Source organism: Pseudacidovorax sp. 1753 (assembly GCF_040544975.1).
In the GTDB taxonomy this organism is placed as follows: domain Bacteria; phylum Pseudomonadota; class Gammaproteobacteria; order Burkholderiales; family Burkholderiaceae_C; genus Xenophilus.
In genome coordinates this window covers 27,209-41,666 of the sequence record NZ_JBEPKY010000012.1, presented here as the reverse complement: position 1 = coordinate 41,666, position 14,458 = coordinate 27,209, and the positions used below count along the sequence as shown (strand labels likewise).

The 14,458-nt window shown below is 70.1% G+C and carries 13 protein-coding genes; 5 read left to right on the top strand and 8 right to left on the bottom strand.

Annotation, left to right across the window (positions count from 1 at the left end):
- Positions 1-28 precede the first annotated feature (28 nt).
- A complete protein-coding gene (locus tag ABIC63_RS16175; protein ID WP_354320495.1) occupies positions 29-1,006 on the bottom strand; it encodes a Bug family tripartite tricarboxylate transporter substrate binding protein in 978 nt (325 codons plus the stop codon).
- A 167-nt stretch (positions 1,007-1,173) separates the two neighbouring features.
- On the opposite strand from ABIC63_RS16175, the gene ABIC63_RS16170 reads away from it, so the two are divergent.
- Positions 1,174-1,416 (top strand): AbrB/MazE/SpoVT family DNA-binding domain-containing protein, encoded by a 243-nt coding sequence (locus ABIC63_RS16170; protein WP_017762341.1) that lies wholly within the window; start codon positions 1,174-1,176, stop codon positions 1,414-1,416.
- Between the two features lie 5 nt (positions 1,417-1,421).
- Positions 1,422-1,820 carry a type II toxin-antitoxin system VapC family toxin gene (locus ABIC63_RS16165; RefSeq protein WP_017762342.1) on the top strand — a complete coding sequence of 133 codons (399 nt, stop codon included), beginning with the start codon at positions 1,422-1,424 and terminating at the stop codon, positions 1,818-1,820.
- A 63-nt stretch (positions 1,821-1,883) separates the two neighbouring features.
- Here the strand turns inward: ABIC63_RS16165 and mfd are convergent, their stop codons facing one another.
- On the bottom strand, positions 1,884-5,411 hold the full coding sequence (mfd, locus tag ABIC63_RS16160; protein ID WP_354320494.1) for a transcription-repair coupling factor: 3,528 nt from the start codon (positions 5,409-5,411) through the stop codon (positions 1,884-1,886).
- A 228-nt stretch (positions 5,412-5,639) separates the two neighbouring features.
- On the opposite strand from mfd, the gene ispD reads away from it, so the two are divergent.
- Positions 5,640-6,365, top strand: a complete 726-nt coding sequence (gene ispD / locus ABIC63_RS16155; protein ID WP_114804735.1) for a 2-C-methyl-D-erythritol 4-phosphate cytidylyltransferase — start codon at positions 5,640-5,642, stop codon at positions 6,363-6,365.
- A gap of 14 nt (positions 6,366-6,379) precedes the next feature.
- Positions 6,380-6,913, top strand: a complete 534-nt coding sequence (gene ispF / locus ABIC63_RS16150) for a 2-C-methyl-D-erythritol 2,4-cyclodiphosphate synthase (RefSeq protein ID WP_294365589.1) — start codon at positions 6,380-6,382, stop codon at positions 6,911-6,913.
- Here the strand turns inward: ispF and ABIC63_RS16145 are convergent.
- From ABIC63_RS16145 to ABIC63_RS16135, 3 genes are all read right to left on the bottom strand, one after another.
- A complete protein-coding gene (locus tag ABIC63_RS16145) occupies positions 6,900-8,618 on the bottom strand; it encodes a tannase/feruloyl esterase family alpha/beta hydrolase (RefSeq protein WP_354320493.1) in 1,719 nt (572 codons plus the stop codon). The two genes, ispF and ABIC63_RS16145, sit on opposite strands and share 14 nt — an antisense overlap.
- A gap of 3 nt (positions 8,619-8,621) precedes the next feature.
- Positions 8,622-9,611, bottom strand: a complete 990-nt coding sequence (locus tag ABIC63_RS16140) for a Bug family tripartite tricarboxylate transporter substrate binding protein (protein ID WP_354320492.1) — start codon at positions 9,609-9,611, stop codon at positions 8,622-8,624.
- Positions 9,612-9,801: 190 nt separating this feature from the next.
- Positions 9,802-10,278 carry a DUF3237 domain-containing protein gene (locus ABIC63_RS16135; protein WP_354320491.1) on the bottom strand — a complete coding sequence of 159 codons (477 nt, stop codon included), beginning with the start codon at positions 10,276-10,278 and terminating at the stop codon, positions 9,802-9,804.
- Between the two features lie 93 nt (positions 10,279-10,371).
- On the opposite strand from ABIC63_RS16135, the gene ABIC63_RS16130 reads away from it, so the two are divergent.
- Positions 10,372-11,172 (top strand): helix-turn-helix transcriptional regulator, encoded by an 801-nt coding sequence (locus ABIC63_RS16130; protein ID WP_354320490.1) that lies wholly within the window; start codon positions 10,372-10,374, stop codon positions 11,170-11,172.
- A gap of 25 nt (positions 11,173-11,197) precedes the next feature.
- Here ABIC63_RS16130 and ABIC63_RS16125 read toward each other — a convergent pair whose 3' ends face one another.
- The 3 genes from ABIC63_RS16125 to ompR all read right to left on the bottom strand — a co-directional run bounded on the left by ABIC63_RS16125 (position 11,198) and on the right by ompR (position 14,390).
- Positions 11,198-12,157 carry an aldo/keto reductase gene (locus tag ABIC63_RS16125; RefSeq protein WP_354320489.1) on the bottom strand — a complete coding sequence of 320 codons (960 nt, stop codon included), beginning with the start codon at positions 12,155-12,157 and terminating at the stop codon, positions 11,198-11,200.
- Entirely contained in the window at positions 12,154-13,566 is a 1,413-nt protein-coding gene (locus tag ABIC63_RS16120) for a sensor histidine kinase family protein (protein ID WP_234191850.1), read from the bottom strand. Before ABIC63_RS16120 ends, ABIC63_RS16125 begins: the two co-directional genes overlap by 4 nt.
- Positions 13,567-13,658: 92 nt before the next feature.
- Complete coding sequence (ompR, locus tag ABIC63_RS16115; protein ID WP_017759953.1) at positions 13,659-14,390, bottom strand: osmolarity response regulator transcription factor OmpR; 732 nt, start codon at positions 14,388-14,390, stop codon at positions 13,659-13,661.
- Positions 14,391-14,458 lie beyond the last annotated feature (68 nt).

Sequence of the window (14,458 nt, the reverse complement as noted above, 5' to 3'; positions counted from 1 at the left end):
TCGCCGCGATGCTGCAGGACGTGGCGGCTTACTGCGGCACCAATCCCGCTGCCTTCACCAGCTGCGCGTGCAGCTTGATGTCCGCGGCGATGATGCGCTGCAGCTCCTCGGGCGAGCTGGGGGCGACCTCGATGCCGTTGGTGGCCAGCTTGGCCTTGAGGTCTGCATCCAGTGCGGCACGCACGGCTGCGTTGAGCTGGTCGATGATGGGCTTGGGCGTGCGGGCCGGTGCCAGGATGCCCACCCAGGCCGAGAGGTTCAGGTCCGGGATGCCGCTTTCGCCCATGGTCGGCACATTGGGCAGCACGGGCGAGCGCTGCGGGCTCAGCACACCCAGTGCGAACAGCTTGCCCGCCTGCACGTGCGGCAGGGCTTCGGGCATGACGGCGAACATGCCGTCCACGCTGCCGGCCAGCGTGTCGTTGATGGCGGGCGCGCCACCCTTGTAGGGCACGTGGAGCATCTTCGCGCCGCTGCGCGTCTCGAACATGAGCGCACCCAGGTGCTGGGGGCTGCCGTCGCCCGACGACGCGTAGGTGAGCTTGCCCGGCTCCGCCCTGGCTGCGGCGAGGAATGCCGCGACCGTCGGGTACTTGGCCTTGTCCTTCACGATCAGCACCATGGGCTGGTTCACGAGTCGTGAGATCGGCGCGAAGTCGGCCTCGGGGTCGTAGGGCAGGGTCTTGAAGACGCTCTTGTTGGTCGTGAGGAAAGAGGCGGGAGAGACGGTGAGCGTGTAGCCGTCCGGCGCCGCGCGGGCCACCGCGGGCATGCCGATCTGCCCCGACGCGCCGGCGCGGTTGTCCACGACGAAGGGCTGGCCGAGCGCCGCGCCGAGCTTCTGGCTCAGCTCGCGCGCGATCATGTCCGCACTGCCACCGGCGGGCAGGCCCACGATGACCTTGACCGGGCGCTCAGGGTACCTGGCCTGCGCGAACGCCCGGCCGCTGGCGGCCAGCGTCCCCAGTGCGCCCGTGAACATCAGGGCTTGTCGTCGGGTGTGCATCGCTTCTCTCTCCGTTGTATTTTGGAACGGTGAGTTTTAGCAAGCCCTGTGCCGATGCCCGCTGCGGGCCAACTCATGGCGCATGGGGTGCAAGGCCGTCAGAGCAGGTCGGCCTGGCGAAGTATTACGTCTATAGAATCGGTAACACTTTCCTGAAGGAGCTCTCCATGCCCACCACGCTCACCGTCAAAGGTCAGGTCACCATCCCCAAGCAAGTGCGCGACGCCCTGGGTCTCACGCCGGGCACTGCGGTGGATTTCGCCATCAACCGCGATGGCCAGGTGGTGCTGCAGAAGGCGGAAGCCAGCCGGGGCACGGCAGCGCGCCGGGCCGACCGTTTCGAGGCTGCCCGGGGCAAAGCCGACGTGAAGTGGCGCACCAAGGACCTGATGGCCTTGCTGAGGGGCTGATCGACATGCTGGTCGACACCAACGTGCTGGTGGATCTGCTGGAGGATGACCCGGAGTGGGCCGACTGGTCCGTGGCCCAGTTGCGTGCCCAGTCGCAGTTGCACAAGCTGTGCATCAACCCGGTCATCTACGCGGAACTGTCGCTGACCTTCAGCACCTTCGAGGCGCTGGACGAGGTGCTCGATTCGCTTCGGCTCCCGGTGATCGAGTTGCCCCGCCCGGCACTGTTCCTGGCCGGCAAGGCCTTCGCCCAATACCGTCGACGTGGCGGAACCAAGGCCAACGTGCTGCCCGACTTCTTCATCGGGGCGCATGCGGCCGTGGCGCGCTGGCCCGTGCTGACACGTGACGCCAGCCGCTACGCGAGCTACTTTCCCACCGTGGCCCTGGTCACGCCGGATTGAGGTTCTGCTGCCGTGCTCACAGGGTGCCCGTGAGCACGATCTGGGCAGCGGCCCAAGCGCCCCTCAGGCCGCCACCGGCTCGGTCTTCGGCTGCCCCAGCGAGCGCAGCACGTCGCGCACCATCTGTGCCCGGTCCTTCGGGTCCTTCAGCTCGCGCTCGATGCGCAGCTTGTCGTTGCCGGCCAGCTTGATGTGCTTGTTCTTCTGGATCAGCCCGATGATGGCCATCGGGTCGATGGGCGGGTTGGGCTTGAAGCTGATGTTGATCACGCCCGGCGCCGCGTCCACCTTGGTGACGCCGTAGGGCCGTGCCAGCACGCGCAGGCGGTGCACGTCGATCAGCGTCTGCGTCTGCGGCGGCAGCTTGCCGAAGCGGTCGACCAGCTCTTCGAGCAGGGTGTCGATCTGGTCCGTCGTCTTGGCCGTGGCCAGCTTCTTGTAGAAGGACAGGCGCAGGTGCACGTCGCCGCAGTAGTCGTCGGGCAGCAGGGCGGGGGCGTGCAGGTTGATCTCGGTGGTGGCCGACAGCGGCGCCAGCAGGTCGGGTTCCTTGCCGGCCTTGAGCGAGGCCACGGCCTCGGCCAGCATCTCGTTGTAGAGCTGGAAGCCGATCTCCATCATGTTGCCGCTCTGGTGCTCGCCCAGCACTTCGCCGGCGCCACGGATCTCCAGGTCGTGCATGGCCAGGTAGAAGCCGGAGCCCAGCTCTTCCATGGCCTGGATGGCGTCCAGCCGCTGGGCTGCCTGCTTGGTCAGGCCCTCGATGTCCGGCACCATGAGGTAGGCATAGGCCTGGTGGTGGCTGCGGCCCACGCGCCCGCGCAGCTGGTGCAACTGCGCCAGGCCGAACTTGTCGGCCCGGCTGATGACGATGGTGTTGGCGCTGGGCACGTCGATGCCGGTCTCGATGATGGTCGAGCACAGCAGCAGGTTGAAGCGCTGGGCCACGAAGTCGCGCATCACGCGCTCCAGCTCGCGCTCGGGCATCTGGCCGTGGGCGACGGCGATGCGCGCCTCGGGCAGGATCTCCTGCAGCTTCTGGCGCCGGTTCTCGATGGTCTCCACCTCGTTGTGCAGGAAGTACACCTGCCCGCCGCGCTTGAGCTCGCGCAGCACCGCCTCGCGGATCACGCCGGTGCCCTCGTTGCGCACGAAGGTCTTGATGGCCAGGCGCCGCTGCGGCGCAGTGGCGATGACCGAAAGGTCGCGCAGGCCTTCCAGCGCCATGCCCAGCGTCCGCGGAATGGGCGTGGCGGTGAGCGTGAGCACGTCCACCTCGGCGCGCATGGCCTTCATCGCCTCCTTGTGGCGCACGCCGAAGCGGTGCTCCTCGTCGATGATCAGAAGGCCCAGGTTCTTGAACTTGACGCTCTCGCTGAGCAGCTTGTGCGTGCCGACCACGATGTCCACGCTGCCGTCGGCCAGGCCCTTGGCGGCGGCGGTGATCTCCTTGGCGGAGCGGAAGCGGCTCATCTCGGCCACCTTGACCGGCCATTTGGAGAAGCGGTCCACCAGCGTCTGGTAGTGCTGTTCGGCCAGCAGCGTGGTCGGCGCCAGGAAGGCCACCTGCTTGCCGCCGGTGATGGCCACGAAGGCGGCCCGCAGCGCCACTTCGGTCTTGCCGAAGCCCACGTCGCCGCAAACGAGTCGGTCCATGGGCTGAGGCGAAATCATGTCCTGGATGACGGCATGGATCGCCGCCTTCTGGTCGGCCGTCTCCTCGAAGCCGAAGTCGTTGGCGAAGACCTCGTAGTCGGCCGCCTGGAAGCGGAAGGCATGGCCCTCACGCGCGGCGCGACGCGCGTAGATGTTGAGCAGCTCGGCCGCGGCATCGCGCACCTGCTCGGCCGCCTTGCGCTTGGCTTTGTCCCATTGGCCGCTGCCCAGCTTGTGCAGCGGCGCCTCGTCGGCGCTGACGCCGGTGTAGCGGCTGATCAGGTGCAGCTGGCTCACCGGCACGTAGAGCGTGGCCTTGTCGGCGTACTCCAGGTGCAGGAATTCCTGCAGCAGCGGCTTGCCGTCCGGCCCCACGCCCTGGCCCAGGTCCATGTTGACCAGGCCCTGGTAGCGGCCGATGCCGTGGGCGCTGTGCACGACCGGGTCGCCCAGGGCGAGTTCAGAGAGGTCCTTGATCAGCGCGTCGACGTCGCTGGTCGCTTCCTGCCGCTTGTTGCGGCGGCGGCCGCTGCCGGTGCCGGTGGAGAAGAGCTCGGTCTCGGTGACGAAGTCGATGCCGGCCTCGTTCCAGGCGAAGCCCGCCGCCAGCGCGGCGGTGGCGATGCCGATCTTCTCGCTCGCCTCGGCCTCGAATTCGGCCAGGGTGTCGAAGGCCGGCGGGCTGACGCCGCTGGCGCGCAGGAAGTCCAGCAGGCTCTCGCGGCGGCCGGCGGTCTCTGCCAGCAGCAGCACGCGGTGGCGCGTGGCCTGGATGTGTTCTTTCAGCCGGGCGAGCGGGTCGTCGGCGCCGCGCACGGCGGCCATCGGAGGCAGCAGCGCGAATTCGGGGAAGGCTTCGACAGGCTCCGCCTGAGCGGATGCAGGCCGCAGCGACAGTTGGCGATGCGGCTTGGTCTGGCCGTAGAACTGCTCGGCATTGAGGAACAGCGCCTCGGGCGGCAGCACCGGCCGCTCCGGGTCGCCGTGGGCCAGGCGGTAGCGCTCGCGCGTGTCCTGCCAGAAATGCTGGAAGGCCGCCTCCAGGTCGCCGTGCAGCACCAGCGTGACGGAGGAGGACGCCTCGCCATCCCGGCCTTCCGTGCCGGCGCCCGCCAGATAGTCGAACACCGTCGCCGTCTGGTCGAAGAACAGGGGCAGGTAGTACTCGATGCCGGCGGTCGCCACGCCGTTGCCCATGTCCTTGTAGATGCGGCTCTTGGTCGGGTCGCCTTCGAGCAGTTCGCGCCAGCGGCTGCGGAAATGCGCCCGGGCGTCGTCGTCCATCGGGAACTCGCGGCCGGGCAGCAGGCGCACCTCGGGCACGGGGTACAGGCTGCGCTGGCTGTCGGGATCGAAGGTGCGGATGGAGTCGATCTCGTCGTCGAACAGGTCGACGCGGAAGGGCTGCGGCGAGCCCATCGGGAACAGGTCGATCAGCCCGCCGCGCACCGCATATTCGCCGGGGCTCACCACCTGCGTCACATGGCTGTAGCCCGCCAGCGTGAGCTGGGCCTTCAGGCGCGCCTCGTCCAGCTTCTGCTTGGTGCGGAAGTGGAAGGTGTAGCCGGCCATGAAGCCCGGCGGCGCCAGGCGGTAGAGCGCCGTGGTCGCCGGCACCAGCACCACGTCCACCTCCTTCTGCAGGATGCGCCACAGCGTCGCCAGGCGTTCGCTGATCAGGTCCTGGTGCGGCGAGAAGCTGTCGTAGGGCAGCGTCTCCCAGTCCGGGAAGACGGCGCAGCGCAGCTCTGGCGCGAAGAAGGCCAGTTCGTCCGTCAGGCGCTGGGTGTCGGTGGCGTCCGCCGTGAAGATGGCGGTCGTGCGACCGGCCGACTTTTCGCGCAGTGCCAGCCGAGCGAGCAGCAGTGCATCGCTGGAGGAGGGCGGACGGGGAAGGGTGAAGCGTTTGCCGGGGGAGAGGGCGGGCAGGTCCATGCGGGGGCGGCACCAAAGGCAGACCCTCCCGGCCGCAACGGCGGGGAGGGCGAAGCGCGCAATTTTAGAATGCGGGGCTTTTCCCCTGGACGGGGCCGGCCCGGTCGCCGTTCCGTCCGCGCAGAACCGGTCGACTCCCCCCATCCGGTTCGCGCTGAGCTTGTCCACGTGCCGTGCCTGCGGCGCCCCATCCCACTGTTGCCCGTCCCGTTCCCGCCCGCCTCGCCCATGCCCTTGCCGCCGCCGCGCCTGTTCGTGCTCATCCCCTGCGCCGGGACGGGCTCCCGCTCCGGCGCCGCCGGCCCCAAGCAGTACGAGCCGCTGGCAGGACGGCCGCTGGTGGCGCACACGCTGGACGTCTTCCGTGCCCTGGGCGACCGGCTGGCGGCCATCGCGCTGGTGGTGGCGCCGCAGGACGAGCGCATCGCGCAGGTGCTGCCGGGCTTTCCGGGCCCCGGCGAATGGCTGCTGCGCGCCGGCGGCGCCACGCGCGCGCAGAGCGTGGCCCAGGGCCTGGGCGCCCTGCGCGAGCAGGCCGGCGCCCTGCCGCACGACTGGGTGCTGGTGCACGACGCCGCCCGCTGCCTGCTGCAGCCCACGCAGGTCGATGCGCTCATCGGCGCCTGCGAGCACGACGCCGTCGGCGGCCTGCTGGCGCTGCCGCTGCCGGACACGCTCAAGGCCGCCACGGCCGACGGCCGCGTGGCCGGCACCGTGACCCGCGCCGACAAGTGGCTGGCCCAGACGCCCCAGATGTTCCGCATCGGCCTGCTGCAGGAAGCGCTGGCGCGCATGGGCGACGCGGTCACCGACGAATCCAGCGCCATCGAAGGCCTGGGCCTGACGCCGCGGCTGGTGCCGGGCAGCGCCCAGAACTTCAAGGTGACCTTTCCCGAAGACTTTGCCGTGGCGGCAGCGGTGCTGGTGGCCCGCAGCGGCACGGCCATGCCATGACGAGCACCCATCCGATGACCCACGCCGCCGACTCCGACTTTCCCTTCCGCATCGGCGAGGGCTGGGACGTGCACCAGCTCGCCGCCGGCCGCAAGCTCATCCTGGGCGGCGTGGAGGTGCCCCACACCGTCGGCCTCCTGGGCCATTCCGACGCCGACGTGCTGCTGCATGCCATCACCGACGCGCTGCTGGGCGCGGCGGCGCTGGGCGACATCGGCCGGCACTTTCCGGACACGGACCCGCAGTTCCGCGGCGCCGATTCGACCGTGCTGCTGGCCGAGGCCGCCCGGCGCGTGCGCGAGCGCGGCTGGGCCATCGGCAACGTGGACAGCACCATCGTGGCCCAGGCGCCCAAGCTGGCGCCGCACATCCCGGCCATGTGCGCGCGCATCGCCGAAGTGCTGGCGCTGGCCCTGGGCCAGGTGAACGTGAAGGCCAAGACGGCCGAGAAGCTGGGCCCGGTGGGCGAGGGCCGGGCGATGGAGGCGCGGGCGGCGGTGATGCTCTACCGCGCGCCAGCCACGACTGCCGGAATCAGCGGCAGCTGAAGTTCGCCGCGTCTTCGATGCTGCCGCTGCCGTTGTAGCGCGCCTGCTTCGGGTAGGCGCACAGCGGGCGCGTGCGGCCGGGCCAGGTCACGTCCGGGTTCTCGGGCCGTGCGCGGGCCACGATGCGCTCCGGCGGCTGGCCCTTCTCGACCCAGTTCACCAGCGCCGTCAGGCCGTCGTACTGGTCGGTGGCCGGACCGCCGCTGCAGTGGGCCATGTTGGGCACGGTGAACAGCCGGGCCATGCCGTCGGTGGCTGTGCCGTAGCGCTGTCGCAGCTGGCCGAGGTAGCGCACGGTGTCGGTCACCGAGAACACCGGGTCGCTCACGCCATGGAAGAACAGGATCTTGCCGCCATGGCGGGCATAGGCGTCCACGTCGGGCGAGTCGGCCGCCACCATGCGCATGGCGGACTCGCGGAAGGCGCCGTCGGTGGCATGGACCTTGGCCGTGTCGCGCTGCGGGTCGAAGCCCATGGCGTAGGCCCAGAAGTCGCTCGTGACCGTGGGCGGCGTGGTGAAGAACATGGCCAGCCCGCCGGTCATCAGCGTGAGGTTGCGGGCATTGGCCGGGCCGCTGGTGGCGTCGCCGAACTTCCAGCGCGTCCAGTCGGCCGAATGCAGGCCGGCGTCGAACACCCAGTCCGAATAGACGGGCTTGCCCTGCGCGTCGCGTGCACCGGCGAAGGAGCGTTGCAGCGCCTCGACCTGCGCCGGGCCCAGGCAGGCGTCCGTCTTGGCGCCGGTGCAGCGCAGCACCTCGGGCTTGAACTGGCAGGCCGGCCAGTTGTTGACCATGCCGTCGGCGAGGCCGTCCAGTGCATCGCATTGGCGCAGCACTTCGCGCGTGAGCAACTTCATGTCGCCTGGCGAGAAGGCCTTGGACAGCACCGGCCGGCCGTCGGGGCCGGGCGGTGCCTGCTCGGCGGCGGCACGGGCATAGAGCTGCGTGTCGTACACCGCCTGCACCGAGGCCAGCGGCACGCGGTAGGCCGGCGCGGAGGCGATGACGCCGTCGAACATCTCCGGATAACGCTGCGTCATCATCATGGCCTGCCGCCCGCCGTTGGAGCAGCCCACGAAGTACGAGCGCTGCGGCGCCTGGCCGTAGTGTGCGCGGATCAGCGTCTTGGCCACGCGCGCCGTCTGCGCCATCGAGTTGTAGCCGTTGTCGGCACGGGCCTGTGGGTCCAGCCCGAACTGGTAGGGGCCGCTGGGGCCGGGTTCGTTGAGGTGGCCGGTGTCGGTGAAGACCACCGCGTAGCCCTGCATCAGCGCATTGCTGGTGTTGCCGCCGCCGGTGAGCACGCCGATGGCATCGCGCAGCACGCCGTCGGTGCCGCCGCCGCCCTGGAAGAAGAAGCGGCCGTTCCACTGGGCCGGCAGGCGCAGGTCGAAGCCGATGGCGTAGGGCTTGCCGTCCAGGCCGGTGCGCTCGGCGATCCTGCCCTGCACATGGCAATGCGCGGGCACCGGCGCGGTGGAGCCGGGGGCGCCGGGCTGGATGCCGGTGAGGTTGATGGTGCCGGCGGCGACCTCCTCTGTCAGGGTGAGGCGGGCGCCGGGTGGCGTAGCCCGCGCAAGCTGGGCGCAGGCCAGCGGCGTCGTCGCTGCTTGTGCCGCGGGTGGTGCGTCGCCCGGGCTGGTGCAGGCGCTCAGCAGCGCGGCGCCCGCAGCCGCCACGCCAAATCCGACAGTGCGGCGCATGGCTCAGTCCGCCTTGAAGCCGGTCGCCTGCACGGCCTTGCCCCAGGTCACGGTGTCGGCCGCGATGATGTTGCCGAACTCCTTGGCCGTGGTGCCGGTCACGCTGAAGCCGGCGTCTTCCATGCGCTGCTTGCCGTCGGCGGACTGCATGGCGCGGCGGATGTCGGCTTCCAGCTTGGCCAGCACCTCGGGCGGCGTGCGGCTGGGCGCCACGATGCCGAACCAGGACTGGAACACCAACTGGCCGTAGCCCTGTTCCTTGAAGGTGGGCACGTCGGGCAGCAGCGCGGCGCGGGTCTCGCCGCTGGCGGCCAGGGCCACCAGCTTGCCCGCCTTGACGTTGGGCGCGGCCAGGCCGACGCTGGCGAAGGCGCCGGACACGTCGCCGCTCATCAGGCCGGCCAGCGCGTCGCCGGTGTTGCGGTAGTGCACCGCCTCAGGCTTCACGCCGATGGCGTCGCCGAAGATGTACGCGCCGAAGTGGCCCGGCGTGCCGGCGCCGAAGGTGCCCATGAACAGGCCCTTCTGCTGGCGGCTCCAGTCCACGAACTGCTTGACGTCACGCGCCGGTACCTTCTGCGGGTTGACCACCAGCATGAAGTTGCTGGTGACGACCTGGCTCACTGGGGCGAAGTCCTTCTTCGGGTCGTAGGGCAGCTTGGTGTAGCTGCTGGGCGCGATGGAGAGCTGGCCTGTCTCGCCGAGCATGATGGTGTAGCCGTCGGGTTGGGCGCGCGCGGCCTCGCTGGCGGCGATGGTGCCGCCGGCGCCGGGCTTGTTGTCCACCACCACGCCGACGCCGTTCCAGCCCTCGGAGAGCTTCTGGGCCAGCAGGCGCGCGACGATGTCCGGGCCGGTGCCGGCCGGGAACCCCACGATCAGCCGCACCGGCCGGCTGGGGTAGGCGCCAGTCTGGGCTTGGGCGCCGGTCCAGGCGGCGGCCAGGGCGGCCGTGGCGGCGAGCAGGCGGAAGGACGTGCGGAATCGGGTCATGGGAGTCTCCTTGGAAGTGTTCTGGGTGAGGGCGGGAGGGCGGCGGCGAAGCCAATGCTGCGACGCGAGCGTGTCGAGCAGGCCAGTCCAGGGCACCCGCGGAACTGGCTCGGCCAGGCCGCGGGGTGCGCCCCCCTCCAAGCCGAAGGCGCGAGAGAGGGGGGCGCCGCGAAGCGGCATGGGGGGTGGTTCACGTCAGCACGAAGAAGCGCATGGCGACCTGGGCCGGATGCCGCACGCCGCTGCCGACGAACAGCCGCTCGGTGATCCAGCGCAGCGCGGGCGAATCGGTCTCGAAGCTCGGCGTGCAGCGGAAGTACACCTCCGACGGCTGCACCGGCTCGCCGCACATCAGGCGGGCCATCACTTCGGGCGCGGCGGCGCGCACGGCATGGTTCTGCACGTAGATCAGGTCGCCGGCGTCGGTCTCCATGCCGTAGCGCGCATCGAGCACCGAGCAGCCCTCGCTGGCGAAGAGCTGGAAGTCGGCGCCGCCGGGCAGCACCCGCGCTGTCCAGCCATCACCGCGGGCGGTGCCGCCAAGGATCGGCACCACCCTGCGCAGACCCTGCGCGCCACGGCCGAGCACCAGCGGCTGGCCCACGTCCACCGCCACGTCGGCGAAGTGCGCCAGGGAGGGCGGGGACAGGGGATCGTTGTCGGACATCATCATTTGTCTAGCGTAAGTCCCGTGGCGGCGGCGCCTCGTCATCCCAGAAGATGACGGACTTCCCCCAATGCCGCCGCTGTCCCGCCTGCCATGAGAACCTGGAGCCCCGCCCTGCCTGCTGGCGAGAGCGCCCATGCGCTGCTGGCGGCGCGCATGCCCGAGGTGGTGCCAGCGCTGGGCGACGCGGCCTTCGGCCCGCGGCTGCTGCAAGCGGTGGCGGCGACGCTGCCGGTCGCCTCCTTCTCCATCTACCGCACCGGGGCCCGGCCCGCCATCTTCATCAGCGGCAGCCTGGGCGTGCCCGACACCACGCGCGACTGCTGGCGGGCCTACCTGTCGGGCCCCGTTCAATACGACCGCACCTTCCGCGACGGCGAGACCGCGCCGCTGCGCATGTGCCACATCACGGCCGGCGAGGTGCCCCCCGAGCACCGGGCCAAGGTGTACGACGCGCATGGCGTGCGCGAACGGGTGTCGGTGGTGGAGCGCGAGCCGTCGGCCGACGGTGCGCTCTTTGCCGTCAACTTCTATCGGCACGAAGGGCAGCGGCCCCTGGCCGATGGGCAACTGGCTGATTTCGGCGAGGCCGGGGCCCTGTTGATGGCCTTGGCGCGCAAGCATGTGGTGCTGGCGTCGCCGCCGCAGGAGTCAGCCGGGCAGGCGCAGCGGCTGCTGGCCCATTGCCCCGAGCTGACGTCGCGGGAGCTGGAGGTTTGTCTCCGCCTGTTGCGTGGCATGACCCAGGAAGGCATCGCCGCCGACCTCGGGCTGGCGCTGCCGACCGTCAAGACCTATCGCAACCGGGCCTTTGCGCGACTGGGCATCCATTTCAGGAGCGAACTCTTCGCTCTGATGCTGGAGGCGGGCGAGGGCGCCGTCGCAGCGCGCTGAGCGCCGCGCCCACGCCCTCGTCCGTTCAGGCCTGCTCGGCGCTGGCGGCGTCGAGCCGGGCGATCTGGGTCGGGTCCAGCTTGAGCTGCGCCGCGGCCACCAGCTGCTGCAGCTGGTCCAGCGAGGTCGCGCTGGCGATGGGCGCCGTGATCGACGGCCGGGCAATCTGCCAGGCAAGCGCGACCTGGCCAGGCTTGGCGCCGGTCTCGGCTGCCACCTCGTCCAGGGCCGCGAGGATGCGCCGGCCGCGGTCGTTGAGGTAGGCCGCCACGGCACGCTCGCCGCGCGTGCTGCGTGAGGCATCGGCCGCGCTGCGGTACTTGCCCGTCAGGAAGCCCATCGCCAGCGCGAAGAAGTTGATGACGCCGAGTTGCTGCGACTGGCACAGCGGTTCCAGTTCTGCCTCGTACACGGCGCGGTCGTAGAGGTTGTAGAGCGGCTGCAGGCTCTCGTAGCGCGGCAGGCCCAGGCGTTCAGAGACGGCCAGCGCCTCGGCCAGCCGCGGTGCCGTATGGTTGGAGGCACCGATGGCACGCACCTTGCCTGCCTTGATCAGCTCGGCATAGGCGCCGAGCGTGTCCTCGAAGGGCGTCTCGGCGTCGTCGTCGTGCGACTGGTACAGGTCGATGCAGTCGCACTGCAGCCGACGCAGCGATGCCTCCACCGCCTCGCGGATGAAGCGCGGCGACAGGCCCTTCTTGCCCTCGCCCATGGGCTTGCCGACCTTGGTGGCCAGCACGATGCGGTCGCGCTTGCCGGTAGCGCGCAGCCACTTGCCGATGATGGTCTCCGACTCGCCGCCGGTGTGGCCCGGCGCCCAGATCGAATAGACGTCCGCTGTGTCGATGAAGTTGAAGCCGGCGTCGACCCAGGCGTCGAGCAGGCGGAAGGAGGTGGCCTCGTCCACGGTCCAGCCGAAGACGTTGCCGCCGAAGGCGAGCGGGGAGACCTGGAGGCCGGAATGGCCGAGTGGGCGCAAGTTCATGTCTGGACAGTGGAAGAAGGAGGCGCGGGGCGCCGGTCGCTGGCGGCCGCCGGCGTGCCCTGGGCACGCAGCAGCCGGATATGGGCCGCGAAGCCGCGACCCGGGGTGCTGGTGAGGGCGAAGGTGCCCCCCATGCGCTCGATGTTCTTGGCCACGATCGACAGGCCCAGGCCCGCACCCGCCGCGGAGGTGCGCGCCGTGTCTCCGCGGAAGAAGGGCTTGGTCAGCTGCGCGAGCATCACCGGCGCCACGCCGGGCCCGTGGTCGCGCACCTTGATGAGCACCGCCGTCGGCTGGGTCTGCGCCTGGATGTCGATCTGCGTGACGTTCATGCCGGGCGTGCGGCCATAGCGGCGCGCGTTCTCCAGCAGGTTCGACAGCACGCGCTTGAGCTCCACCTCGTCGGCCATGACCATGGCGTCGTCGGGCACGTTGATCTGGATCTCGACATCGTCCTGGTCGCGCACCGGGAACACGCTGTCGGCCACCACGTCGCGCAGCCGCAGCGGCTGCAGCCGCACATGGTCGGGCCGCGCATAGTCGAGGAACTTGTCGATGATGCCGTCGAGCTGCGCGATGTCGGCCGCCATGTGGGCACGGGCGTCCTCGTCGGCCACGCTCATCTCGGTCTCCAGCCGCAGGCGGGCGAGCGGCGTGCGCAGGTCGTGGGAGATGCCGGCCAGCATCACGGCGCGGTCCTGCTCGATCTTGGCGAGCTGGTCGGCCATGCGGTTGAAGCCGATGTTGACGGCCCGGATCTCGTTGGTGCGGGCATGCTCGTCGAGGCGATGGGCCTCGTACTCGCCTTCGCGCACCTGGGTCGTCGCCCGCGACAGCTGCTTGAGCGGCCGGTTGATCAGCCGCGTGATCAGCGCCGAGCCCGCCAGCGACATCATGCCGGCGGTGATGAACCAGGCCAGCCAGGTCCGGCCGCCGACGCGCGAGAAGCGGGCCGGGTCGAGCAGCAGCCAATACTGGTCGCCGTCGATCCCGAAGCCGATCCACAGCCCCGGCTCGCCGTTGACCTCGCTCGCGATGGTGGTGCCTTCGCCGAGGCGGCGGATCAGCTCGTCGCGCACGCGGCGGTCGAGCGCGCGGTCGGTGTAGCCCTCGTAGCGGTCGCGCGGCTCGCGCGGAACGATGCGCACGCCCTCCTGGTCGGCCAGGGTCTTGATCAGGGAGACGCGGGTGATGGCGTCGGAATAGACCAGCGCCGCGCGCGTCAGGTTGACGAGCGAGGCGATCTGGTGCGCGGTCTGGACCGTCCGAGGTTCGTCCTCGAAGGCACGGAAGGTCTGCAGCCAGCCATAGATGCAGCCGAGCAGCAGCAGCACCAGCAGGAAGAAAGTGCGCCAGAACAGGCTGAAGCCGAGGCGGAAGCGCGTCTGCGCGCGCACCCGCTCGGACATCTCGAGCGGGGAGGGCAGGGTGCCCTGGATGGAATCGGGCGGGGGAAGCGCCCGCCCCGAAGCGGGGCTGGCTGGGGCCGCAGGGGGCACGGTCAGGCGTTGCCGTCCGGCACGAAGACGTAGCCCACGCCCCAGACCGTCTGGATGTAGCGCGGTGCGGCGGCATCGGACTCGATGAGCTTGCGCAGACGCGAGATCTGCACGTCGAGGCTGCGGTCGAAGGGCTCGAACTCGCGGCCGCGGGCCAACTGGGCCAGCTTCTCGCGCGACAGCGGCTGCCGCGGGTGGCGCACCAGCGCCTTGAGCATGGCGAACTCGCCGGTCGTCAGCGACAGTTCCTCGCCGTCCTTGCGCAGCGTGCGCGAGCCCAGGTCGAACTCGAAGGGGCCGAAGGACACCATCTCGTTCTCGGAAGATGGTGCGCCGGGCGCCTCCTGCGGCGGCCGGCGGCGCAGCACGGCATGCACGCGGGCCAGCAGTTCGCGCGGGTTGAAGGGCTTGCCGAGGTAGTCGTCGGCACCCACCTCCAGGCCGACGATGCGGTCCACGTCCTCGCCCTTGGCGGTGAGCATGATGATGGGCGTGCGGTCGTTGGCCGCACGCAGCCGACGGCATACCGACAGGCCGTCCTCGCCCGGCATCATCAGATCGAGGACGATCAGGTCGACCGTGTCGCGCAGCAGGATGCGGTTGAGCGCCTTGCTGTCCTCCGCAACGATCACCTCGAAACCTTCCTGCGTCAGGTAGCGGCGCAGCAGGTCGCGGATGCGGGCGTCGTCGTCGACGATCACGATCTTGTCGGTACGGGTCTGGTTTTGAGTCATAGGTACGACATTCCTCGGGAGCAGATTTGTAACAGAGCCGATTGTGGAGGTCGAGTTCACCGATTCTT

What these genes read in the sequence shown, in the direction of transcription:
- ABIC63_RS16175 (WP_354320495.1), bottom strand. Translation starts at nt 1,006, where the DNA reads ATGCACACCCGACGACAAGCCCTGATGTTCACGGGCGCACTGGGGACG.
- ABIC63_RS16170 (WP_017762341.1), top strand. Translation starts at nt 1,174, where the DNA reads ATGCCCACCACGCTCACCGTCAAAGGTCAGGTCACCATCCCCAAGCAA.
- ABIC63_RS16165 (WP_017762342.1), top strand. Translation starts at nt 1,422, where the DNA reads ATGCTGGTCGACACCAACGTGCTGGTGGATCTGCTGGAGGATGACCCG.
- mfd (WP_354320494.1), bottom strand. Translation starts at nt 5,411, where the DNA reads ATGGACCTGCCCGCCCTCTCCCCCGGCAAACGCTTCACCCTTCCCCGT.
- ispD (WP_114804735.1), top strand. Translation starts at nt 5,640, where the DNA reads ATGCCCTTGCCGCCGCCGCGCCTGTTCGTGCTCATCCCCTGCGCCGGG.
- ispF (WP_294365589.1), top strand. Translation starts at nt 6,380, where the DNA reads ATGACCCACGCCGCCGACTCCGACTTTCCCTTCCGCATCGGCGAGGGC.
- ABIC63_RS16145 (WP_354320493.1), bottom strand. Translation starts at nt 8,618, where the DNA reads ATGCGCCGCACTGTCGGATTTGGCGTGGCGGCTGCGGGCGCCGCGCTG.
- ABIC63_RS16140 (WP_354320492.1), bottom strand. Translation starts at nt 9,611, where the DNA reads ATGACCCGATTCCGCACGTCCTTCCGCCTGCTCGCCGCCACGGCCGCC.
- ABIC63_RS16135 (WP_354320491.1), bottom strand. Translation starts at nt 10,278, where the DNA reads ATGTCCGACAACGATCCCCTGTCCCCGCCCTCCCTGGCGCACTTCGCC.
- ABIC63_RS16130 (WP_354320490.1), top strand. Translation starts at nt 10,372, where the DNA reads ATGAGAACCTGGAGCCCCGCCCTGCCTGCTGGCGAGAGCGCCCATGCG.
- ABIC63_RS16125 (WP_354320489.1), bottom strand. Translation starts at nt 12,157, where the DNA reads ATGAACTTGCGCCCACTCGGCCATTCCGGCCTCCAGGTCTCCCCGCTC.
- ABIC63_RS16120 (WP_234191850.1), bottom strand. Translation starts at nt 13,566, where the DNA reads ATGTCCGAGCGGGTGCGCGCGCAGACGCGCTTCCGCCTCGGCTTCAGC.
- ompR (WP_017759953.1), bottom strand. Translation starts at nt 14,390, where the DNA reads ATGACTCAAAACCAGACCCGTACCGACAAGATCGTGATCGTCGACGAC.